The organism is Pseudomonas sp. S1(2024) (assembly GCF_046557535.1).
In genome coordinates this window covers 337,919-359,433 of the sequence record NZ_JBKGFP010000001.1, presented here as the reverse complement: position 1 = coordinate 359,433, position 21,515 = coordinate 337,919, and the positions used below count along the sequence as shown (strand labels likewise).

Below are 21,515 nucleotides of genomic sequence, written 5' to 3'. Positions count from 1 at the left end.
AGCGGTATGATGGCTGTGTGCACCTAGTTACACAGCCACTTTCGCATGTTTGTATTCAGCGTCGTTGAAGCTGGGTTATCCCTTAGGCAGTGCTTTCAGCCATGCGAAGCGAGTAGCGCTCGTAACGGGTATCCGCCCGGCGCCCCAGCATAGCCAGCAGCGCGTGGCGTTCACCGTCTACCGTCATCTCCAGAACCTCCCAGTTGAAGTAGAGCAAGGCACACAGGGCATGGTGATCGGCTTTAGACAGCTTTACCCCGAGGCTCTGCAGCCTGAAGTCGAGTTCTTTTTGCTGGGCCAGATAGACATAGTCCGGGGTAGGGGCATTGATGGAAACCCATCCGCGAGACCCCGCGATTCTGGCGTTCTCACCCTCACCCAGAATGACTCGCTCACCATCCCACTTGAAGTCATCCAGTGTTTTGCCACGATCCAGTGAAACGCACATTCGATGAATTTCCAGCTTCGTGGCAGATGGAAAGCGCTCTACAACCCTGGCCTGGCGGAACTTGAAGGTGCGTTCGGCTCGGCGGCTGCGCACCACGGACACCAAAAGACCGATGGCCAACATGGATATGATCAAGCCTGCAAAGTAGCCGACCACTTTCAAGACCGCCATGGCTCCGAATAGGTAAATGGAATAGCCGATACCAGCAAGAATGGCCATAACCACAGTCAGTGCGAGCCTTCCAGCGGCCTCTGAGGCAGGGGGTATAACCGCAGAAATGAATCCCACGCACAGGCAGCCGATCAAAACGGTATGCAGAAATGAAGAGATTTCAGGTTCCATCGCAAACTCCTTTGTCGTTAGAGGCCCAGGTCAACTGCCAGCGCTTCTTCACGCTGATTGGCTGGCATGGCTTCGATCAATTCGGTGTGACCTGTCAGCTCGTAGGCGAACTGCCATTGCCAGGGCTCATGCAAGGCTTGCTTGAGCGTGGAAACGGGAGTTGAAAGGATAAGGCTGGTGATCAGCCGAGCTTTTGGTGTCCTGATAACTTGCTGGGAGGAATATTTGCCCGTACGGTCATCCAAGGCAAAATCGGCGAGGCTATTGAACCAGGCTTCAATGTTTGAATCCTCCCAGTTGGGCTTGCAGAAGGTTTCCCCAGCAGAGCAACGACCGTCACACAGCAGCGCCATCGAAATGATTTCGGCTGCCTGAGGGATTTTTTTGAGCACAAACCCCATGAGTCGAGTCAGCCTGTTGACCGCTTTGAGTGAACTCTCCAGGTCTTCTCGCACTACCCCGCTAAAACCAATGTTAACGGACAGCGTTCGGGTCAGATTTTGCAGGTCTATTTGCGCCATGCTGCGCAAGTAATCTGTGTGCCTGCTAACCGCCTCCAACTGCGCATCAACCGCCTGCTCTGGCGTAGTCAACAGCAACTCATGGACTGGGCGCAACCGGGAAGGCATTGGGCTTGCCAAGCGAAAGGCGTCATTGAAGCGCTCGGAGACCTCCCACAACGTCATGAAATCACCGAGCCCCAGGGCCTGGCGCAGCAAAGCTGCTTCATCGCCCCACGAGCAGATCAACAATTTGCTTAAGGTCTGCTTTACCGCCTTGTCCAGATTGGGAAGGCCCGTGTCGCAAAGCATTTTCAGGCATTGCAGTGCATCGGGACGGGCGTAGAGCTCTTGAATCGACAGGTAATCCGTGAAGGCTGGATTCATCATCTCGACTGACAGCATCTTGAGGCCATGCCGGGACACCGGCTGGGGTTGTTCACTGGCTGAACGATGTTTATCAAGATGGGTTGGGGTTGTGATGTGGTGGGGCATGGTATCGTTCAACTGCAAGCGAAAACAGCGCCTAGGAATGGCGCTGTTTGCTGGGTGAATGTCAGCCAACAATCAAGAGGCTTCGTGGATGAGCCGCAGTTCTTCATCCATGGCGGCGTCATGGTCAGCCTTGTCTGCTGCCTGCTGCTCGTCATTGATCGACTGCGCATTCTGCAGGCTCGTTGGCGCTTCGTGGTTTTTGGTTTCGCTGCGCTTCATGAGGCGTTTGAAGCGCTCTTTCGCGTACTTTTGGTGCTCGGGGGTAAGGGACTCAGCCACCTCACCATTGAGATCGATGCGGTGCGTCGCCTTTTTGAAGGCATTGAGGTAGAACTTGCGCGAACACCAGTATGCCAGGGCAATGCGCACCTGGTTCCAGGTCAGGCCAAGTTGTTGCTCCTTGACCTTCGCCATGATCTGGCGATTGATGCTGATCGCCAGCGGCCTCACCGGCAGTTCGCCTTTCTTGGGGAACGCCTTCGGGAAATGCTCGTTGAACGTAGCAAGGGTCTTGACCAGTTGCTCCATTTGTTCCGGCGACAGCTTTTTCTTGGCGGGCATGCTCGTTCTCCTTGTTCGGTGTGTCATCAATATATGCTATAAGCGACACATTGCAAAGGCCGAATTCAGAAAATTTTCTTTCAGCTCAGATGGATAGCGCTGGCGCTAGAGGCCGAGATCATGCTCCAGGGCGGCATCGAGTCGTTCAGCCGATTCGACCCTGGCCAGGAACTGCGCATCACCCAGGTGCCGGTAAAGCTTCAAGAGTTGGTCATCATTCAATTTAAGGCTATACCATGTTTCAATCGGTATTCGCCGCAGCAGGACGTTGAGCCACACCGAACATTGCGTTTGTCGAGTGGGGGACACCGGATCTTCAGGCAGCACCTGCAGCAAGTCTGCAGCGCGATCTGCCAGGGTGGGTTCGCGACGTGACTGGCATCGCTGATAGAGGTCTTTAGCCAATCCTGGCAGCAGCTTCGATTCGGATGGCGAGCGCACCAAGCTAGTGACGATCTCATGGAAATTGACCCCACGGCTTTCAGCGTAATCCATCAGGGCATGCAATGCCGGAACCCCCTCCAGTGGAAAGGCAAACTCGTCCTCGGTATTGAGGCTGATTTGATCGAACACCTTGCGAAACTCATAGTCTTCGCCGCTGCGCCCGCGAGGCGCTGAAATAGAAACAAACGCGGCTACCGCTGTGTCCGCCAACCCACTCTTCGGGCTCAGGATGTCTTTCCAGACCTGGTCGAACCGATCACGGATTTCAAAGACATGCATGGCCGGAAATTGATCTTCCCACACCGCCTTACGGCGGACATCATCCTGAAAGAGGTGGCGCGAATCGGCGACCTTTTGATAGCGTCGGGTCAGAGCGCGCCCTGGACTCTCACCCTGGGCCAGCAGATTGGCTATTGCCCGTGAAAACCCTGCTGGGTTCTCGCAGAACAGGTCGTCCATGCTACGGTACAGTACAGATGGATAGAGATGCTGGAATGTCTCGGCGTGATAGCGAAGTCCTTGCTGGTCATCAAAAAGCTGGGGCCATTGCTCGACGGGCGCCTGCATCACCATGACTCTCCATTGCTGATCACCTAGATCAATCAACGCCGGATGTTTGTCCTCATAGGCTTCGAAGGCCTTCATGATCTGTGGCAGATCGGCGTGCTCAAAGGACAACGCCAGCTTGACCCTGCCCACGAACTTTTTCCTGAGCAGGGCGTAGTCATGACCCTCCATGTCCCGCAGCACCTGCAGACAACCCTCGAAGGAGTGATGATCCGTTAGCGCCCGCAGAATGAAACGCACGCCCTCCTGCCGACAGTGCATGTCAACAGGCAGAGAAACGATGGCCAGTTGGTGCAGGGAGTTCAATGCCGGAGCCTCTGAACCAGCGGGGACATGCTCCTGAGCGTAATCACGCAACTGCCGCGCCAGGTCTTCCAGGTCGTTCGAATGCATCATCAAATCCCAAGGTCATGTACGAGGGCGGCTTCCAGTATGGCTTCATCAGTGATGCTGTCACGCAGCCGGGTGTCTTCGAGCGCCAGGTAGAGCTTGAACCGATCTGCGTCAGGGATTGGCAGTTCGAGCAAACGATCCACCCCAGCCATCCCAAGGATTCCATATGACCAGAGCATGGCCGTATCAACCAGGCCCTTGATACTAGGCATGTTGGCGATGATCTTCACAAGGGCAGCCGCCTCATTCTCGGTGTCACGACCACCAGGGGCAGTCAGTGCATTGGCAAGCAGGATCGCAGGCGATAGGCCCAAGCTTTCGAGCAGATGGTGCAAGGGTTGATACTTGAAGCGCAGAAAATCGATCACGGCAGGCAGAGCATCAGGAAGGGGATCAAAGGCTTTGTGAATTTGCTCTCGTGTTACTCCACGCAGCGTCGTCGCAAGCTGCTGACTAAGGGCAGTTTGAAATTCGGTCAAATGCTCATTTGAGTCGCCCACCAACCCTGACACCTGCTTTCTGAGGACTGCCACCAGATGCTGGCCCAACATAGCAGGCGAAAGATAATTACAAGCGTCGACAATCTCGGCATAAACGGTAATTACTGAAGAGGCGGCCTCGGCGGACGACATTGAAGCCAAGTCCATGTACTCTCTGCTGGTGAAGAAGGCCAGCACGTTATCAATGCGTTTTAAGCACTCATCCGCAGTGGGTACTGCCCCAAGGATTGAACAACGTCGAGGATCTGCCAATGGACAATCCACTGAATGCACTGCAGCCATGGTTTTTCTGACCCCCAGTCTGCAGAAGGTTTCCACCATTTTTCGGTGCGTTTTGGTGAGGTTTTCAAGGCTGCTTTGACGCATGGCCTTGGTCATCCAGCGCTGCAATTGCAAAAATCGTTGATCGCCAGTTGCCGCTTCCAGGAAGTAGCGGTCAATTTCCTGATTAACCCAATTGGTAAACACCCAGCTCAAAATCTCCAGACGATGGGGAATTTTGAGGTCTTGGCCTACCAAAATCGGCAGATCTTCGGGAGCTGTGGATGCCAGGTACTTCTCGTTACTGCAGGTGGTGGCCAGGGTGGAATGTTCAGCGCCCAGGTCTTCCATGAAGGCATTCAGGATTCTGTCCAGACCTGGGTGCTCAAAGCTTATCGACAGGAACAGGCGAGTGCGGGCGATATCGTTGAATTGACCCACGTAGGCGCCGTTGTGCTCGTGAATGCCTCGGTAATAGGCCGCCAATGAGCCGAAATGGTCGAGCACCCGCAGCATGAAGTCAGCGCAGTCGATCTTGCTCTGTTTGGATAGAGGGTCGATCACGTTAGTAAACCGATGCAGCTCATCGATCAGGCTGGCTTGTGCGGTGGTCAGGTGCATAGCGATCACACTGGTCAAAAGAAAGAGGCGACAGTTTCTCAGTTGCTACGCATTTATGCAATATTGATTTGTCCGACGCTGTCCGGCTGTTTGTCATGGTGGGAGGGGGTGCTGTTTGTGGGCAAAAACCGCGCAGTTCAGCGCTGCTGGAGCAGCTCGTAAAAGCGGATGGCCTCGCGATCCAGGCGCTCGCGACCAATCCCCCGGACGCCGACCGTCACCCTGGCGTAGCGACCATCGAGGTCTTTGAGGTCATGCCAGTGGGCCTTGCTGCTGGCGCTTTTGAACTTGCCCACCAGGGTGCCGACCTTGAGGCCATTGACCAGCACATCATAGGAAGCCGGGGCGTAGCGAGCGTCAACCAGGGTATCGGCGTTTTCGATTTTCTTGAGCAGAACTTCATGGGCCATGACGGGGGCCTGCGTGGTTTTTGTTACTTAAATTATGCTGGTGCCGCAGTTAACAGAGCAAGGTAATCACTCATAAATGCCTAGCCAAGGTCGCGCACTGCCCAGGTCATGGCGTGTAAGGCATTCACTTGGCCAGAGTTCATCAAGGCCTCGCCGAAGCGCTTATCCCTCTTGAGGACATACAGCGCCAGCACCAGCAGGCTATTGGTGTTGCGCCCTTTGGCAATTAAGCAGTCAGCAGTCTGCAACTGGGGTAGGAAGCCCTTATCCCATGGCATTCTAGGAAACATCTTCGTTCAGGCGAGGCGTCAACCGTGCCCATTTTCGAACTGAGCTCGCTTGGCTTTGCCCAGGTCATGGTTGATTGTAAGAATGACCTGTTTGAGCTTCTCGAAAGCAGGCCCAGAAAGCACGGGAGGCCATTTCAGGCAGCCAGGCCCACTGACTTCGAAGCAAGAGCCGCCACCCTTTGCACTGAGTAAGAGCAGATTCTCATCATCGGATAGCTTGATGGCCCAAACCTTCCAGAGGTATTCGCTTTTGTAGCAGAACGAATGCTTACCCCAAAGATTGGCGTAGGCATCGAGATGGTTGCTGTACAGACCAAAAAAAGCTGCGGGGTTGTCGTTTTCGATTTTTTGGAAGAGATCCCTGATACCGGGCAGGTTGGCGATTGGTGTTGCGGTTGCCTGCTCATACCACGACTTATCGACTGGAGCTTTTTCGAGCTTCGAGAGATCGATTTTCTCGACCTTTGGATTGTGATGCAGAATTGTTCGGGGCATGCCTTCCTTCCTTGCGCACTATGACTAAAGCGATGAATGAAATTATGTCAGGCTTTCTAGGATATTAACGCAGCCTTCAAGTGACTGGAAATTCTTGCACTAAGAAATGCTTGGAAGGGTGATTCAACCCCACTTTAGCCAAGCCATCATTGCCAAGAAGCTCAGTCTGGCCGAGGTTTCTATGCAGGCGCTGAGCGCTACTTAGGATGTTTTATCTTCAGTGGCGGCCTTATCGACTAATCACATGCCAAGGTCGTGCGCCAGCAGCGTTTCCACGCGATCCGTGGTCATCAAGACCTCGCGGAAGCGCTCATCTTGCTTGAGGACATACAGCGCCAGCACGGCGTCGGTGTTGCACCCACTGGCGAGCAGGGCTTCTGTGTCTTGCAGGTACAGGTAGGACGCCCTCAGCACGTTGAACTCAGTCTCACCAGCATAGCAGTCATGCTGCTTGATCGGCAGGCCAGAAGTCAGGGCGTTGATGAATTCGGACTGAGGAACGCGCTTGATGTTCAGTAGTTTTTCGAACAGTTTAGCAGCATCGAAGCCATGGGCAATGGCCATTTGCAGCAGGGTGGCATTCGCTATAACAGCCTCATCGTAGTCGATTATACTTTCCGATTTCATCATTTGAAATCGACCATCAATGTCAGAAAGCAAGGTCTTCTTCTGGGTATCATCAAGTTCAGCAAATACATCAAAGAAATTCATCATCTCCTGGGCGCGCTGGCTTTCATCCATGGCATCGTTCAACTGCTCGTAGATTTTTCTCAATCGATAGGTGGCCTCTTCCCACACATCGGAGCCCATGGCGCGGCACAATTGCCGGCGAGGGTCGTCGGCTGGAACATGAGCAGAACTCATAATCTCGCATAAGGCATTGACAACGAATTTGCTGGAAATATCATCCATCACGGAGATCTGTTCAATGATCCTGGTGAATTGTGCACCGTTGGACATGAAGGCCGATTTCAACTGCAACTTCGCATTGATTCTGTGGGTGGTTAGGTAGGGCCTGGGGGTATGCAAGAGCTTGCCGACAGCATCCCACAGCATGGGTTTGTGCTGCTGAGGGATCCCCAAGTGATGCGCCACGTAGGTAACACCATTGCCATGCATAATCTGGGTTGGAGTAAAACTGAAATAATCCTCATGCACTTCAACTAAGAACTGATCTAGTCGCTCATGTTCTATGGCGATGGCATGCATGCCAAGGGCAAACATGTCCTTCTGATTAAAGCAGGGCGATCCTTCGCCGAGATGCGTTGCGATGCCCCTCATGTTTTTATACGTGTCGAGCATGTCCCCGAACAACACCACCGCCGCCAGCGCCGTTTCATAGATATGGTTGGACTGCTGATTGGCAATCCTAAGTGCGGTGAACTCATCCAGGCGATTCAAGAAATTCTGCTTGAGGATCTCTGCATTACTCATCATTCGTCCTCTCGGGGTCACATGCCCAGCTCATGGATCAGGAGGGTGTCAGCCCGATCAGGGGTGCGCAGCGCCTGCTTGAATCGATTATCGCCCTTGAACAGGTAAAGTGCCAGCAGGGTGTCGGCATCAAGGTTGGCAGCGAGCAATTGATCGCTGTCCTGCAGGTGCAGAAAGGCTGCACTTAAAACGCTACCCGCGTCGACACCTGCGTATTGGTCGAAAGGCTTGTTTGCCAGGTATTTTGCGCAAGCTGCAATGACACTGCTGTAGTCCGAGGCCGAAGTCGGGAGAAAGTACGCTTCTAGGTCAAAGCCATAGTCTGCCGCAGCCTGCAAAAATGCAGCATGTGCTGGGACGGCATTGTTGGAACTGAGGGTGACGTCCAACGTGCAATCCAGGGCCACTAAGCTTTCATGTATCTCAAGTATGATGCACTCCTGGTCTTCTTCGCACAGGGTGCCTGCTATGGAGAAGAAATTCTTGATGGAGGCACGGAGCTTGTCTTCACTGCTATTCGTATCCAGCGCTTTCATGACCTTCAGCAAGCGCCTTTGACACTCGATCAGCGCGCTGCAGAAGGGTAAAATCCCCTGCCTGCGACTGTCATCCACGGACACATCGAGGTCGATCAGTTTGAACAAGATGGTGTCTGCGATTTTTTCGCCTAGACACTGCTCAAGGACGGACAGCGACGCAATAACCTTGCTGATGGCCTCGCCATTTTCAGCCACGAATTGATTGAGCTGTAATTGGGCGGCCAATGAATTGAGGGAGATAAATGCCGTGGCGTTATGCAGCTGATTGCCTTGGTCATCCCACAGCCGGGGAATGCAGTCTGCATCTGCTTCGGACATGGCGTATCCAGGTTCATGAATGTGGTTGGTGGTCAACTTGCCGGCGTAGTGCTGATGGATCTCTGCGAGGAACTCGTCATAGCGGTCATGGTTAACCATCAACGAAAACTTGAACAGCGCCAATAGTCCTTGCTCGGCCACATTGTCTTCATGACCGTGGCTAAGCCATGCTGGCATGAATAGCGTCCTGATGACATCGAGGCTCTCATAGGCATCCAGCAGGTCGTTGAGCAGGCATACGGCCTCCATGGCCATCTGCACATGGGTTTCGCCACTGCCATGTACAGCCTCGATATAGGCGAAGTCCTTGATCCTGTCCAGGAAGGCCGCTTGCTTGCGTTCTACAGAGCCGGTCATCACCTAGAGCCCCATGTCATAGGCGAGCAACACGTCGGCCTTGTCGGGCGTGCGCAGCGCGTCCTTGTAGCGCTCATCACCTTTGAGCATGTATAGACTCAGCAAGGCATCACCGCTGATGTCGCTGGCCAGCAGGACATCGTCTTCCTGATTGAGCAGGAATGCCGCGCACAGCACCCGACGCACAGGTTCTCCAACGTAGACACTGCTGTTCCCGATAAGCAGCTCAGCGGCAACACGCCTGAACACGTCCTGTTTGCGCGAGTCTTTCATCTGAAACTGCGTTGCAAAAAATTCGAGGTCATCGAACCCATGCGATCTCGCTTTACCGAGGAAGTCGGCGTAAGCCTGGACGGCGCCAGCGTAGCCAACATAATTGTCCTTGCTGATCAGCTCTTCACACAGGTGTTTCGATATGCTGGCCAAGGCCGATTGTTTACCAGGGGTATCCAATGCCCGGAACAAATCAAACAGGCGTTCAACCGCTCGCGGAAGGTCAGTTGAGCTATTTTCGTGGTTCAAGCCCCCGATGACCTGGTAGAGGCGATTGGAAAACTCCTCGCGTGTGTCCAGGTAAGGTATGAGGGCCATTCTGCGTGGGTCGTCAATGGCAACATGATCCATGATCATGAAGCGCGAAAGGAGCTCAACCACGCTGCCACGAAAAGCTGTTTCAAGCTCTGGGAGCGACCTGATGACGCGGAGCAGTGCAGGGTCATTTTGCTCATAAAAGGCGTGCAACTGGCTATCTACGCTGGCTTTTCGAGTAGTAATGAAATGCGAGGGAATGTGCCGCAGGTTGCCCTCGCTATCCCAGAGCTGCGGTTTTTGCTGTCCATCGACCAGTGAAGGTGATGGATAGTAGGTCATCATGGCGGTGCGAGCAGGGTTGATGGCCAAGAGCTGCGCCGGGTAATGCTTGCTGTGATCCAAGTAGGTCTGCTCCAGGATGTGATCCAGGCGCTCGTGCTCGATAGTCAAAGCGTTCATGAACGCTCCAAATACCCCCATTTGAAAGCCGTCGTCCTGCAATTGATCCTGGAAGGTTTCGGCGATTTTGCCAATGTGCCCGTAGTCATCCAGCAGGTCACAGGCGAGCAGGATCGCACTCGAAATCGTGCTGGAGTGCTCCTGCGTTTTTCGGTTGGCGATGTACAGCTGCCGAAAGTCCTGTGCGCGCTTGACGTAGCACTGCTTGAGGGCTTCTTTGGCTTTCTGGGCGCTCATTGGGTCTTCAGTGTTCATGCGATTACAGCCCCAGCTCATTGGCAAGCAGTAGGTCGGCCTTCTCCGGGGTGCGCAACGCGTCCTTGTAGCGCTCATCGCCCTTGAGGATGTAGAGGCTCAACAAGGCATCGCCGCTCAGGTCGCTGGCCAACAGGGCATCGTCATCCTGGTTCATCAGGTATGCGGCGCAGAGCACCGCGCAAACCGACGCTCCCATGAAGGCATCTGCACGTTTGGCAGGCAACTCCGCCAACACCTTAGCAATCACGCTCTTGCTGCGAGAGGGCTTGGCATCAAGATACTTGGCAAAAAACGTGTCCGCATCGAAACCATTCCAGCAAGCTGTATCGAGCAAATCAGCGTAAGCATGGACAGCATCATTGTAGTTCACGTACTCGTCTTTTATCCCCACATTGACAGCAAGGAGTGCTTCAAAGGTCTCCAGGGCCTGCTGCTTTCCCTGGGTGTCCAGCATTTGAAAAAGGTCAAAGAGTCGCGCAGTTGCCAGGCCATGTACCCGGCTTTCGTGTTTGAGTCCTGCGAAGATCATTTTCAGGCGCTCATCAAACTCGTCCTTTACATCCAGATAGCTCGCCATGGCTAGTCGTCGAGGATCATCAACAGCCACATGATCGATAGAAAATGAGGATTTGATGCTACTGATGATTATATCGGCGACTGATGCATCCAGGGATGGCAGCATGTTGATGACGTTCAAGATCGCCGGGCCGTTTTCCTGGTAGAATCCGTACAATTGACTATCAACACTGGCTTTTCGTGTTGTGATGAAGTGCACGGGATTGTGCAGCAGGTTGCCCTGACTGTCCCACAACTGTGGTTTGAGCTGATCGCCAATCATTGCACGGGTGGGGTAATAGGTCATCATGGCCGTGCGTGGCGGGCTGGTGGCCAACAATGGAGCAGGGTAGTGCCCGTTGTAATCCAGGTGCACCTGCTCCAGGATCTGATCCAGGCGATCATGCTTGATAGCCAAGGCATTCATGAATGCCCCGAAAACCCCGTTCTGAAAGTCGTCGCTTCGCAGCTCCTGCTGGAAGGTCGCTGCGATGTTGCCAATATGCCCGTAGTCATCCAGCAGGTCGCAGGCGAGAAGAATCGCATGGGCCGCTGTGCTCGAATGATCCTGGCTTTGCTGATTGGCGACATACACCCGCCAAAAGTCCAGTACCCGCCTGATGTAGGACTGTTTGAGCGCTAGTTCGTTTGCTGTAGTGGTCATTGTTATTTCCGCGTTGATAGGGCTACAGCCCAAGCTCATTGGCAAGCAGTCGGTCGGCCTTCTCTGGTGTACGCAGCGCATCTTTATAGCGCTCATTACCCTTGAGGATATACAGGCTCAGCAGGGCATCACCTTCTAGGTCTAAAGATAAAAGCTCTTGGTCATCACGGTTCATGAGGAATGCCGCGCAAATTACTGAGGCCATGGATTCACCCAGGTATGAGCTTGCGTTTTTAGGCGGGAGTTTCGACGCCGACTTTAAAGCTATGTCCCTCATATTTTTTTTCACACCAAGATGCTTTGCAAAAAAAAATAAAGCATCAAGGCCCTTTGCGCATGCTTTATTCAAAAGGCAGGAGTATGCTTGAACGGCAATATTGCTGCCGGCTATAGCATCATCTTGAATGAAGCAATTAGAAAGAGATGACTCTAACCTAGTCAGGGCATCATCCTTCTCAGAATCATTCAACAATTCAAAGACATCAAAAAGCCTGTCAATAAACTGCAGTATCTCTGCCGGATGGTTCTCTTGCCTCAGCCAGATGACAATGAATCCTAAGCGTTCATTAAACTCCATGGCGAAATTAATTCGAGGGAGCAAGGCCTGTCGCCTTGGGTCATTTATAGGCAATTGATTGTGGCAAATATCCACCATTATTTTACTGACAATTTCGGCGTTAAATGGCGCCTCAATCCCAGGGATGCTGAAAGCAATCTTTTTGAAAGCGGGAATATTATTCTCGAAAAACTCTCGCGCTTGGAACTCCGCGCTTTCAAACAAAGACGCCATGAAGTGATTGGGGTTGTGTTGAAAATCCCCAGCGGTGTCCCATAGCGTCGGTTGTTTTTGCTCCCAGAGCCTAGGAAATGACAGCTCAAGGCATTCCATGTTTGACATGCTTGATCTGGTCTTAGCCACTAGCTGATGAGGAAAATGCTTGGTGTGATCCAGGTACAATTGCTCTAGAATTTGATCAAACCTTCTATTGCTTGTAGATAGGGAATTGTCGAATGCGCAAAACACACCAAGGCTGAAGGCTTCATCACCCATTTGATCTTCAAACACCTTGGCAATATTGCCAATATCCCCATAATCATCGAGCAAGTCACAGGCGAGCAGGATCGCATGAGGCACTGTCTTGACGTGATCACCTGCTCGCTTATTGGCAATATAGATCTGCCGAAAGTCGAGTACGCGCCTGACGTATGACTGTTTAAGGGCTTCATCATTTTCATGCGCGCACATTGGATTTTCCGGATTCATTGTTTTCCCCATTATTGAATGTGCCGCACGACCCGGTCAAACCCATAGACGCCTAGCGATTGGCCTCACAAACCCATGTCTTGAGCCAGCACGTCAGCCAGGTAATCCGGGTCGGTGGTCTTGTCCCGAAGCCGGGCATCACCCTTGACGCGGTACAGGCGCGAGGTGGTTTTCGAGTCCAACTCCATCGCCAGCAGTTGGTCGACGGGGAAAGCATCGATAAACGCACCCAGCCAGACATCCTGCTTGCGCAGGTATTGTGCACTGGGGATCTGTGGCAAACGCCCCACAACCGCCTCAACCAAGGTCGTGGGCGTGGTCTCAGCCGGCATCCCCAGCAAACCCGTGAACACCCGGTTGAAATCAATCCCCACTGCGCGCAGCGCTTGAATGAAGTAGGACGCCGGCAGGAAATGGAATTCCAGGTTGAATGCCAGGTCTTCATTGGCCTCGAAGTCCAGGTGATGAACGAACGCGGCAACGACCTCATCCTGACCCACCTGTGTGGCCTGGATGTGTTGCGCCAGCTTGTCGACAATGCTTTTCGCATATTCGATGGTCAGCGGGGCGCTGAGGTCTCTAATGACCTCGGCCAGGCGCTCGGATATCAGCGCGGAGTCCTGCTCACCCTCAAACAGAAGCGGAAAACGTCGATCATCAATGGCCAGGTGGTCTTCAATGGCGACGCGCTGAAGGCCGGACTTGAGGTTTGCAAGGGTGGCTTCAGTCAAGCTGTTTTTCAGGTTGGTGTATTGCGATACAAAATGATCAGCCTTGTTTTGGTACGTGAATTTAAGCTCATTGGCCACCTTGCGTCCGAAGAACGTGCAGTACTCATTGGCTGGGTATCGCATCGTTGCATTGTTTGAGAACAAGCAATGCGTTTGCAGGCGCGCTTTCCCGGAAGCGCTTCCATTCAATCGCTCTTTCATCTGCATAAGGCGCACGGGGGTCAATATCCGATTTTCCTTGGCAGCGTCCTTATATGCCCAGGCCAGGATATCTTTGAAATATATGCCTTCGTGTTGCAGACCCCATCGCAACGTTTCATACAGGGCTGCAGACAGCTTTTCGCATTTGTCCTCGGGCTCCAGGCCAATGGCCTCAACCACCGGATCGAGCCCACCGAACAGGACATACATTTCCCCGATCAACGCCTGCGCCATTTCCGCCAGATCCAACGGTTTAGACCATCTTGCTTGGAAGTTCAGGTCGGTGAGCGAGGTGAAGAGATCTTGAATGGTGTGCATTGTCATAAGCCCAGGTCAGCTTCCATGGAGTGGGTAAGGTCGAGTGCGTTCATCGCTTCCAGGAGGGGCGCAAACCCTGTCAGTTTATACAGCTCGCGCCGTTCACGGCTGGTGAAATCGTCAAAAGCAAAATCGCCCTCATCGACCATCATGACCATGGCTTTTTTGATGTCAAAATCCGAAGACACGCCGTAGGCATTGCCAGTTAGGGCCCTGAGAAAGGCGCGGTTGGCAATGCCAGAAAACGCCGTGCGATCGAAACTGGTGGCCAGGGCCTGGCCTGCCGGCACACCCATCAGCGATATGGCCAGGTGGCGATAGAAGTCCGGATTTATCTGCATCAATGCGCGGAAGGTGCTCTCCAGCAATTTCTGGTTATCCAGGCGGAACACACCCTGTTTTTTGTCAGTTTCACCCATGACCGCGTAGAAATCGAAAATCGATTGGTTTTCCAGGTAGCTGCTCGACCGCAACAGGCTCAGTTGCTCATCGATAAACGCAACACCATGCTCGGCAGGCAGGCGGGTGTGGGTCGACGGGGCTGCAGCCACGCGCAACATCTCGCGATAGCGGTGGGAGGCCTCCTCATCACCCAGATCGCGGGAACCGGTGACAATAAAGCGCAGCTCGGGCAGATGCGCCCGGTTGCAGGCGAGCAGGGCTTGCATCACTTCCCGCTGGTCAAGCAGGTCGGCCTTGTGCAGGGCGGCGATCAAGTCCATCTCGTTCTGTTGGACAAGGTAATCCAGTGATCCCTCCCATTGGGGCCCATGGTAGCGGCAATACAGTGACACGTCGCGCAAGGCCCCATCCGCATGGCGAATGGAGGGGCGCCGATTGAAGGGAGGTTCCGTGGTGCCGAGTTCCTCGCACAGCCCTTCGACGAAGAAAAAGAACGGCTTGCCCTGGTATGCGGGAATCAAGACGTTGGACTGATAGGGCAAAAAGCCAAGGCCTCCATCCGACAGATCAACGAACAGGTCAACTTCATGGCGCTGGGCGAAGTCCATCACACGGGGGAAATCGGGGTGCTCGAATGCCAGGCTGATGGCCAGCATTTCCACCAGGCGCATCTTTGCCATGTCGATCTGCGCGGGCGTGGGGGTATTGACGCCTTGGCGGGCGAGGTGACTTTCCACCCAGTGATCACATGGGATCTGCTGATCGATTGCCTCCAGAACTTCGGCCAGGGATTGCCTGGCAAACCCCATCAGGGCGTCTTTGCTCTGGAAGCCATCGCGGCGGGTGCCGCCTGTAAAGCGGTGTTCGAGTGGGTACGGCATTTCACATCCCCAGGTCGGATGACAGAATTTCTTCTCGGTACTGCTCAGACTGTATGCGATGGACAAATGCGGAGTGCCCGGTGGCCTTGAAACACGCCATCAGCTGGTGTTCATCCTGGCAGAGGTTGATGCAGTCTCGCTCACTCAGCGTATGGATCCAGCCATAGCGTCGGGCCTGTGCCCTGCCGGGGGAGTCCTTGTCGACGGAATGTTTCATCCACTCGGCTGCAGCGCGAATGACTTCACGATCCAGCCAACGCTCGTCATGATCATGCCTGCCCCTGATCTCCAGGCATTGCCCGAAGTTGTCACAACTCAAAATCCAGGGCGCCATCTTGATGCGATAGTCCAGCCCCTGATCAATCATGAATTTTTTTAGTGCCTTGGCCTGTTCGGCCTGGGTGGCGATCGAAGCAGGCTTGAACGACTCCTCGCACGGGTCTCTCAGGGCATAATCGGTGCTCTGATCCTGAAGGTTTCGGTACAGGTCATTGATGAAGCAGTGCTCCATGAACTCCGGCGAACTGCCAATCGCCTCCAGGTGTTCAGCCAATTGCTGCGGGGTGAGACTGGATCTGCCGCCAAACAGTGCCACGGCCACGACCCTTACCCGCGCTTCACACTCCAGGGGTGTGATCAGCTCACCCTCAAACAATACGCGGCGCAGGGCCATGCCGGAGCCGTCAGCAACGCCGAGATCCAGCGGGTGTCGCTCCAGGGCATTTCGGCAGTTGTCCCGCATCGTCTTGAGCCCATAGGGATCGCAGACCTTGGCGATCGCCACGTACTCCTTCACCACCTGGAGATGCTGGCGCAGTACCGTCAGGTCGAATTCCAGTGCTTGAACCGATCCGGCTGGTTGCGCCAGCAGGCTGCCGAGCATCACATCCGGCGACTCGCCCTCAATCAGTTCCAGGCGCTGACTTGATGTGCCTGTCAGCCGGTAATTGCCTGCTGCGCCCTGCGCATAAGCCAGCACGTCCCTCAGGAAGTCAGGCTCTTCCCGCCCCAGCAGGGTGATTTGTGCATGGTAGCGCCGGGCAAAATAAAATGTGTCGTAGTGGCTGCAACCCACAACATACGCCAGGGCGCTGCGCAAAGCGGGTCTCAGGGCCTCTGGGGCGTTCTGCAAGCCGTCCAGCGCCTGTTTGAGGTCAGGGTACAGCTCATGGATGCTGCGCAGCATATCGGCACACAGAGGGGCCTGGTCGGAGAAGCGCAATTTCCCCGCGTTGCACACCAACTCGTCGTGAATTTGCATGAGGCTCGTGTGGAGCTCTTGTTCTAGTGGACTCATGTCACATTCCAAGCTCGGTGGAAAGAATTTCTTCAAGGTGGTACTCGCCTCGCAAGGCCTGCGCCAGGTTGCGATGCCCGGTGGCGCGGAAACAGGTCATCAGCTGATCGTCATTTTCACAGAGGCTCAGGCAATGCTGTTCACTGAAGGTCTTGATCCAGTACATACGGCGGGCCTGTCGCCGATCGTGCTGTATTGAATTGACATTTTGTTGCAGGGCAGCGGCCCGGATGATCTCACGGTCGAGCCAGTGCGCATCGGTCATTGGCTTGCTCTTGGCGCGCCAAGCGTTGAGGTCGCCTTCAAGCAACCAGGGCGCCAGGTAAGTGCGATGATCCACCCCCTGGCGGGTAAAGACGCCCCGCAATGTCAGGCAAAAGTGCTCATCGACAATCGGAATCTCACTGCTCTTGGTCGGCGCCTCACCCCAGTCGAGGTCATTCTCCAGGTAAGCGATTTCGGCATAGATGCTATCAAACAGCTCATCCATGGGCAGTTTGCTGTGGCTCAGCGCCTCAAAATCGTTCATCATCCGTACACGGGGATAACCATCACCCGTGCCGTGCATGGTATGGGCAATGGCTTGGATCCGGTGTGCACACTCATGGGTCGAGGTGATCTCGCCACCAAACAGCTGACGTCTGAATGCCAGTGACTCCCCGTCACGCTTGGAAAACTCAAACGGGTAGTCGCTCAGTTTTTCAGCGAAGCAGTGCACGACCTTCTCCAGGCCAGCTTTATCAACCTGCTCGGCGATCGCCATGTACTGGGCGACAAAGGGAATGTTTTTAGCCAGTCCGAACACTGAAAGGAGTCTTGCCGTCCCGAGCGGTTGCGCCAGCAGGCTTCCGAGGGTGAGGGCGTTCTCGTCGCCTGGATGGAGGTCTTCGCACACCGCCCGATTTTTCGGCCTGCCAGAAAGACGCTTGTTGTCCTTTTGTCTGCCGGCGAACTGCAGGATGTCATTGAGAAATTCCGGCGCCTGCTGGCCAAAGGCTGCAATGTCGCCGTGGTACCTGACCATCAAGGCGAGTTCATCGTATTCGGTGCAGCCATAGACAAATGCCAGACTCTGGCGCATCGCCTGACGCCGATCCTCGGGCGCTTGCTCAATGCTGTGCAGAGCCTGCAGGCCATCTCGATACAGATGCTTGATCTGGCGGAACAAGTGCGTGCATGGGGCAGCTGCGGAAATCTCGGTCGTGGTGGTTGACCAGCTGTGCACCGTACCACGGATTTCATACAGGCGCTGAAGGAGTTCTGTGTGGTTGGTAAATGTTTCGGTCATGGTCACAGTCCCAGATCCCCAGAAAGCACACCCTCAAGATGATGCTCACCCTGGATTTTATGGAGGAAGGTAGGACTAGGCCTGAGCTTGTAAAGGAACGCCCACTCTCTGTCACCGAGGTTTGCATTGAGCAGATTTTCTTCGGGCGTTCGCATGAGGAATTCACGGTACAGCAAGGTGCTAACCTTGATATCCAAATCATTGTTGCACGCATCCACGGCTTGAGTGACAAACCTGCCGTACTGCTCAGCATCCAGTCGCCCGACACCCCAACTACCGCCTACGACTGAAGCCGCCAGCCGGCAGATATCGGCTCCGATATCGCCCAGCGCGCTTAGAAAGACCGCTACATCTTTCTTGTAACTTGTAGTGATGTACCTGCCATCGCGCAGCACTGCGTAAAGATCAATGTTAAAATCCTCCATGCAGAAGCCAGGCATGTGATCCAACAACCCTTTGAATGCGCGCACGCTTTTGCGAATGAATTCTTCAGCGGAGATACCCCCAGAGGCTTCCACGGCCTGGAGAGGGCGTGCAAAGTGATCGGCTAGAAGTTTAAGGCGCCTTGCATACTCGTTGGCACTAACATCCTCACCTAGAACCGCAAGCCTGATGGGGTCATTATGAGCCAGTTCTTTGAGGTGAACGGACTCACTAAGACTCACTTGATATCGCCGCAGCGCCTCAGAGTTCTGAGCTCTGGCATAGAGAACAAGATCCGCCAGGGTGGGATCTAACTCATCCAGCATGTCACTAACCCGATTCACAAAAACATCCGGATAAATGAGGTTGAACTGATCGACTATCCGACCATTCTTCATCAGGTCGAGCTTGTCCAGGTTGCCATCCAGCCAGGCCCTGGCAGGCGAGTTCGGATTGAGGACTTCCAGCACCTGCTGAGCCAGGCCAATTTCCCCTTGGGTTCTAGGCAGTGGGTCTTGGATGGACGCCTCGACCATTTGATAGGTCAACGGGATCAGTCTATCCAGGTGAGGCCCATCCTCCATCAGCGACCTGGCTAGCATGGCAATCCAACGCTCTGTCAGCGAGACATGCTGACCAAAGAGCGGTGAACCCGGCTGCACCGTGGCAAGGCGCAGGCACTGAATGAGTGTCACGAAGTCCGGGAAGATTTCAACGGCGCGCTCCATCGCGGAAAGGGATTCGAAGGGCTCGCAAAATCCCAGTTCGTCTGGCAACACAGGAAGTTGCTCGAAATAGTCGAGTTGGGCGGGCGTGATCAACGCAATTCTCCTGGATTCTTTCTCCCTCCACTATAGGGATATTGCCTGGGCCACTGCAATGAAAGCCTGCCTCGGCGTGAATGATGCCGTCCATGGCTGGGGACTTACACAGGCAGCATAGCCATCGCCAACAGAGATTGGGCTGTCTGGTGCGGGGAGAGCGACCGAAGGTTAGGCGGTTTTGCGCTTAAGCTGGGTCGTCAGCGCGTCGATGCGCATCAACTCATCCGAGAAAGCCCGCACCCAGTCTTTGGCGCCCGCAGGGAGGCCACAGGATATCTGGCCAGCAAGCAGGTGCACGACACTCAAACGGAATGCTGCACTAAAGGCCTAGGTCACACTCAAGCATGCTGGCCATCCCCCTTTCCGAAAGCAGGTTGGTTAGCTCGGGCCAGCCATAGATGGCATGAAGGCGATCAAAATAGGCAGTGTCAGCGATCGAAGCAATCACGCTCTCACGGTTTACGAATGTATTGATGGCCTCCACGAAGCCTGGGCACCGCTCAGGCATCATCGTGCGCAGGAGAAAATCCATGAACGGCTGGGTACCGAAGCCCTGGATCACGCTCAAAAAGTGCAGGCCGCCCGCCTGATCGATCTGTAATGCCTGAACCCATGGTGCCCGCAGATCAAAGACCACGCGCTTGGCTAGCATCCTGTCATCCAGTGCTTCCTTGAGTACTGCAAAGCCACGTTTACGCCGTGTGACATCCCCAGGATTGACCGATGTACTGAAAATGCCAGAAAGCTTGCACAGATGCTGGGTATACGAAGGACGCTGCTCGATCTTCAGCGCTTTGAGCAATGGCCAGATTAGCTCAGTGTACAGCGCACCTTCCAGATGGGCCTGGGCGTAGTACTTGCCTGGCGCCTGGTTAACACGCTCAAGCCTGAGGGGGTCATCGAACATCGGTGTGAGATTCCTGGGTTTTGACCAATATACCGACTAATACAGCAGGCAAGCCATCCCTGGCCAGGCTTTCGTCAGAACCCCAGGGCGTAATACAGGTTCGCCTGGCTGATAAGCTTGCCATAACGAATCTCCACGCTCGATTTTTCAGCATCCAATAGGCTTTTTTGCGTATCCAGCACGGTCGAGTAGTCAACGGTGCCCACGGCATACTTGCGCAGGGCGAAATCCATGGCCTTCTGCGCTGCACTCAGCTCATCTTGCATCCACGGGGTCTGCTTGTTCCAGCCCTCGGTTTCGATCAAGGCCTGGTTGACGTCTGCAAAGGCTGTGAGGATCGTTTTTTGATAGAGCGCTGCCACTTCACGCTGGGCCGCTTTGGCCTGATCGACCTGGGACAGTCTGAGCCCGCCGTCAAACAACGGCAGGTCAAGGGTGTAACCCAGTGTCCAGAACGATGAGCCGGCACCGGTCAGGCTGGACAGGGAGGCGCTCCTGCCGCCGCCCTGGGCGGAGAGCCCGATCGAGGGGAACAGGGCAGCACGGGCCACGGCCACGTCGAAGCCAGCCGCTTGCAGCTGATTCTCCGCCTGCTTGATATCTGGGCGCTGTTGCAGCAGGAGCGAGGGTAGCCCCATGGTGGGCGCCATCAAGGGCTCCGCAATGCCGGTGCCCGCTGACAGCGTCAGGTCGGGTATGCCAACCAGAATGGCCAGGCTTTGCTGGTAACCTTCCCGGCTGGTCTTGGTACTGATGCGACTGCGCTCCAGGCTGGCCAGGTCAGCTTTAGCCTGCTGAACATCCAGCTCGGAGGTGACCCCGAAAGCGAGCTTCTGCTCGGAAATGGTCAGTTGCTGGCGGCGAGCCTCGATCTGCTTGGCAATCACCTCACCCAGTGCGTCCAGCTGGCGTATCGACCAGTATTGCTGGATCACGGCATTTCGAATGAGGTTTTGCGTATGCCGACTGTACTCACGCGCCGCTTCCGCAGTTTGTGCATTCGCCTTGGTGGCGTTACTCAAGCGCCCCCACATATCCAATTCAAAGCTGGCCAGGCCAGACGCGCTATGGGTGCTGGAGCGGTCACGCTTGTTCGCGGTGTTGGTCGATTCGCGGGTAGATCCAGCCTTTACAGTGAGCGAAGGCAGCTCATTGGAGCGAGTGGCTCCCAGCACGGCAAGGGCCTTGTCGTACTGGGAAAGCGAGACGGCGATGTCCTGGTTGTGGGCGTTGGCCAGCCCGATCAACCTCAATAACTCCGGGTCTTGGTACCGGCTCCACCAGTTAACCACGGACGCCGAGGCCGCATCAGCCTCACTGGCTTGGGCGAGGTACTGGGCAGGCAGCTTGACGGGCTCAGGGCTGGCGGGAGGATTGAGCGCACAGCCAGTCATAACCAGCGCCAAGGCGAGAGGTGTCAGTTGAAGTAGGCGGGGCACCGGGACGATCCTTTTTATTATTAGTCAAAGGATTTTCCCACATTGTTCCAAGCGAAACAATGTTTAGCATTATATTGGAATTTTGATGCGGGATTGCC

At 54.6% G+C, this 21,515-nt stretch carries 20 protein-coding genes; all 20 read right to left on the bottom strand.

The window, feature by feature from the left end:
- Positions 1–82: 82 nt before the first annotated feature.
- A complete protein-coding gene (locus tag ACLCGK_RS01910; RefSeq protein ID WP_410951073.1) occupies positions 83–790 on the bottom strand; it encodes a hypothetical protein in 708 nt (235 codons plus the stop codon).
- Between the two features lie 17 nt (positions 791–807).
- The gene (locus ACLCGK_RS01905; RefSeq protein WP_410951072.1) at positions 808–1,785 is read right to left on the bottom strand and encodes a hypothetical protein; all 978 of its coding nucleotides are present in this window, start codon (positions 1,783–1,785) and stop codon (positions 808–810) included.
- 72 nt (positions 1,786–1,857) lie between these two features.
- Positions 1,858–2,346 carry a ProQ/FinO family protein gene (locus tag ACLCGK_RS01900; protein ID WP_410951071.1) on the bottom strand — a complete coding sequence of 163 codons (489 nt, stop codon included), beginning with the start codon at positions 2,344–2,346 and terminating at the stop codon, positions 1,858–1,860.
- Between the two features lie 105 nt (positions 2,347–2,451).
- Positions 2,452–3,750, bottom strand: coding sequence for a hypothetical protein (locus ACLCGK_RS01895; RefSeq protein WP_410951070.1), 1,299 nt, complete (start codon positions 3,748–3,750; stop codon positions 2,452–2,454).
- Between the two features lie 2 nt (positions 3,751–3,752).
- Positions 3,753–5,132: a hypothetical protein gene (locus ACLCGK_RS01890; RefSeq protein WP_410951069.1), complete on the bottom strand. Its 1,380-nt coding sequence runs from the start codon at positions 5,130–5,132 to the stop codon at positions 3,753–3,755.
- A gap of 137 nt (positions 5,133–5,269) precedes the next feature.
- Positions 5,270–5,542, bottom strand: coding sequence for a hypothetical protein (locus ACLCGK_RS01885; RefSeq protein WP_410951068.1), 273 nt, complete (start codon positions 5,540–5,542; stop codon positions 5,270–5,272).
- A gap of 80 nt (positions 5,543–5,622) precedes the next feature.
- On the bottom strand, positions 5,623–5,820 hold the full coding sequence (locus tag ACLCGK_RS01880; RefSeq protein WP_410951067.1) for a hypothetical protein: 198 nt from the start codon (positions 5,818–5,820) through the stop codon (positions 5,623–5,625).
- A 30-nt stretch (positions 5,821–5,850) separates the two neighbouring features.
- The gene (locus ACLCGK_RS01875; RefSeq protein WP_410951066.1) at positions 5,851–6,327 is read right to left on the bottom strand and encodes a hypothetical protein; all 477 of its coding nucleotides are present in this window, start codon (positions 6,325–6,327) and stop codon (positions 5,851–5,853) included.
- Between the two features lie 240 nt (positions 6,328–6,567).
- Positions 6,568–7,761: a hypothetical protein gene (locus tag ACLCGK_RS01870; RefSeq protein WP_410951065.1), complete on the bottom strand. Its 1,194-nt coding sequence runs from the start codon at positions 7,759–7,761 to the stop codon at positions 6,568–6,570.
- 17 nt (positions 7,762–7,778) lie between these two features.
- Positions 7,779–8,975 carry a hypothetical protein gene (locus tag ACLCGK_RS01865; protein ID WP_410951064.1) on the bottom strand — a complete coding sequence of 399 codons (1,197 nt, stop codon included), beginning with the start codon at positions 8,973–8,975 and terminating at the stop codon, positions 7,779–7,781.
- 3 nt (positions 8,976–8,978) lie between these two features.
- Positions 8,979–10,220 carry a hypothetical protein gene (locus tag ACLCGK_RS01860; RefSeq protein WP_410951063.1) on the bottom strand — a complete coding sequence of 414 codons (1,242 nt, stop codon included), beginning with the start codon at positions 10,218–10,220 and terminating at the stop codon, positions 8,979–8,981.
- A gap of 4 nt (positions 10,221–10,224) precedes the next feature.
- On the bottom strand, positions 10,225–11,442 hold the full coding sequence (locus ACLCGK_RS01855) for a hypothetical protein (RefSeq protein WP_410951062.1): 1,218 nt from the start codon (positions 11,440–11,442) through the stop codon (positions 10,225–10,227).
- 22 nt (positions 11,443–11,464) lie between these two features.
- Positions 11,465–12,706: a hypothetical protein gene (locus ACLCGK_RS01850; protein ID WP_410951061.1), complete on the bottom strand. Its 1,242-nt coding sequence runs from the start codon at positions 12,704–12,706 to the stop codon at positions 11,465–11,467.
- A 65-nt stretch (positions 12,707–12,771) separates the two neighbouring features.
- Positions 12,772–13,956 carry a hypothetical protein gene (locus tag ACLCGK_RS01845; protein ID WP_410951060.1) on the bottom strand — a complete coding sequence of 395 codons (1,185 nt, stop codon included), beginning with the start codon at positions 13,954–13,956 and terminating at the stop codon, positions 12,772–12,774.
- 2 nt (positions 13,957–13,958) lie between these two features.
- Complete coding sequence (locus tag ACLCGK_RS01840) at positions 13,959–15,029, bottom strand: hypothetical protein (protein WP_410951059.1); 1,071 nt, start codon at positions 15,027–15,029, stop codon at positions 13,959–13,961.
- A gap of 211 nt (positions 15,030–15,240) precedes the next feature.
- A complete protein-coding gene (locus tag ACLCGK_RS01835; RefSeq protein WP_410951058.1) occupies positions 15,241–16,572 on the bottom strand; it encodes a hypothetical protein in 1,332 nt (443 codons plus the stop codon).
- Entirely contained in the window at positions 16,538–17,824 is a 1,287-nt protein-coding gene (locus ACLCGK_RS01830; RefSeq protein WP_410951057.1) for a hypothetical protein, read from the bottom strand. The genes ACLCGK_RS01835 and ACLCGK_RS01830 overlap by 35 nt, the downstream gene beginning before the upstream one ends.
- Before the next feature lie 2 nt (positions 17,825–17,826).
- Positions 17,827–19,068 carry a hypothetical protein gene (locus ACLCGK_RS01825; protein WP_410951056.1) on the bottom strand — a complete coding sequence of 414 codons (1,242 nt, stop codon included), beginning with the start codon at positions 19,066–19,068 and terminating at the stop codon, positions 17,827–17,829.
- A 322-nt stretch (positions 19,069–19,390) separates the two neighbouring features.
- Complete coding sequence (locus ACLCGK_RS01820; RefSeq protein ID WP_410951055.1) at positions 19,391–19,978, bottom strand: hypothetical protein; 588 nt, start codon at positions 19,976–19,978, stop codon at positions 19,391–19,393.
- A 74-nt stretch (positions 19,979–20,052) separates the two neighbouring features.
- Entirely contained in the window at positions 20,053–21,417 is a 1,365-nt protein-coding gene (locus ACLCGK_RS01815; RefSeq protein ID WP_410951054.1) for an efflux transporter outer membrane subunit, read from the bottom strand.
- Positions 21,418–21,515: the final 98 nt, after the last annotated feature.

Coding starts and splice junctions, on each gene's coding strand:
- ACLCGK_RS01885 (WP_410951068.1), bottom strand. CDS start 5,542: ATGGCCCATGAAGTTCTGCTCAAGAAAATCGAAAACGCCGATACCCTG.
- ACLCGK_RS01870 (WP_410951065.1), bottom strand. CDS start 7,761: ATGAGTAATGCAGAGATCCTCAAGCAGAATTTCTTGAATCGCCTGGAT.
- ACLCGK_RS01830 (WP_410951057.1), bottom strand. CDS start 17,824: ATGACCGAAACATTTACCAACCACACAGAACTCCTTCAGCGCCTGTAT.
- ACLCGK_RS01865 (WP_410951064.1), bottom strand. CDS start 8,975: ATGACCGGCTCTGTAGAACGCAAGCAAGCGGCCTTCCTGGACAGGATC.
- ACLCGK_RS01880 (WP_410951067.1), bottom strand. CDS start 5,820: ATGCCATGGGATAAGGGCTTCCTACCCCAGTTGCAGACTGCTGACTGC.
- ACLCGK_RS01905 (WP_410951072.1), bottom strand. CDS start 1,785: ATGCCCCACCACATCACAACCCCAACCCATCTTGATAAACATCGTTCA.
- ACLCGK_RS01900 (WP_410951071.1), bottom strand. CDS start 2,346: ATGCCCGCCAAGAAAAAGCTGTCGCCGGAACAAATGGAGCAACTGGTC.
- ACLCGK_RS01895 (WP_410951070.1), bottom strand. CDS start 3,750: ATGCATTCGAACGACCTGGAAGACCTGGCGCGGCAGTTGCGTGATTAC.
- ACLCGK_RS01890 (WP_410951069.1), bottom strand. CDS start 5,132: ATGCACCTGACCACCGCACAAGCCAGCCTGATCGATGAGCTGCATCGG.
- ACLCGK_RS01855 (WP_410951062.1), bottom strand. CDS start 11,442: ATGACCACTACAGCAAACGAACTAGCGCTCAAACAGTCCTACATCAGG.
- ACLCGK_RS01910 (WP_410951073.1), bottom strand. CDS start 790: ATGGAACCTGAAATCTCTTCATTTCTGCATACCGTTTTGATCGGCTGC.
- ACLCGK_RS01845 (WP_410951060.1), bottom strand. CDS start 13,956: ATGCACACCATTCAAGATCTCTTCACCTCGCTCACCGACCTGAACTTC.
- ACLCGK_RS01820 (WP_410951055.1), bottom strand. CDS start 19,978: ATGTTCGATGACCCCCTCAGGCTTGAGCGTGTTAACCAGGCGCCAGGC.
- ACLCGK_RS01875 (WP_410951066.1), bottom strand. CDS start 6,327: ATGCCCCGAACAATTCTGCATCACAATCCAAAGGTCGAGAAAATCGAT.
- ACLCGK_RS01850 (WP_410951061.1), bottom strand. CDS start 12,706: ATGAATCCGGAAAATCCAATGTGCGCGCATGAAAATGATGAAGCCCTT.
- ACLCGK_RS01860 (WP_410951063.1), bottom strand. CDS start 10,220: ATGAACACTGAAGACCCAATGAGCGCCCAGAAAGCCAAAGAAGCCCTC.
- ACLCGK_RS01840 (WP_410951059.1), bottom strand. CDS start 15,029: ATGCGCCTGGTGGAAATGCTGGCCATCAGCCTGGCATTCGAGCACCCC.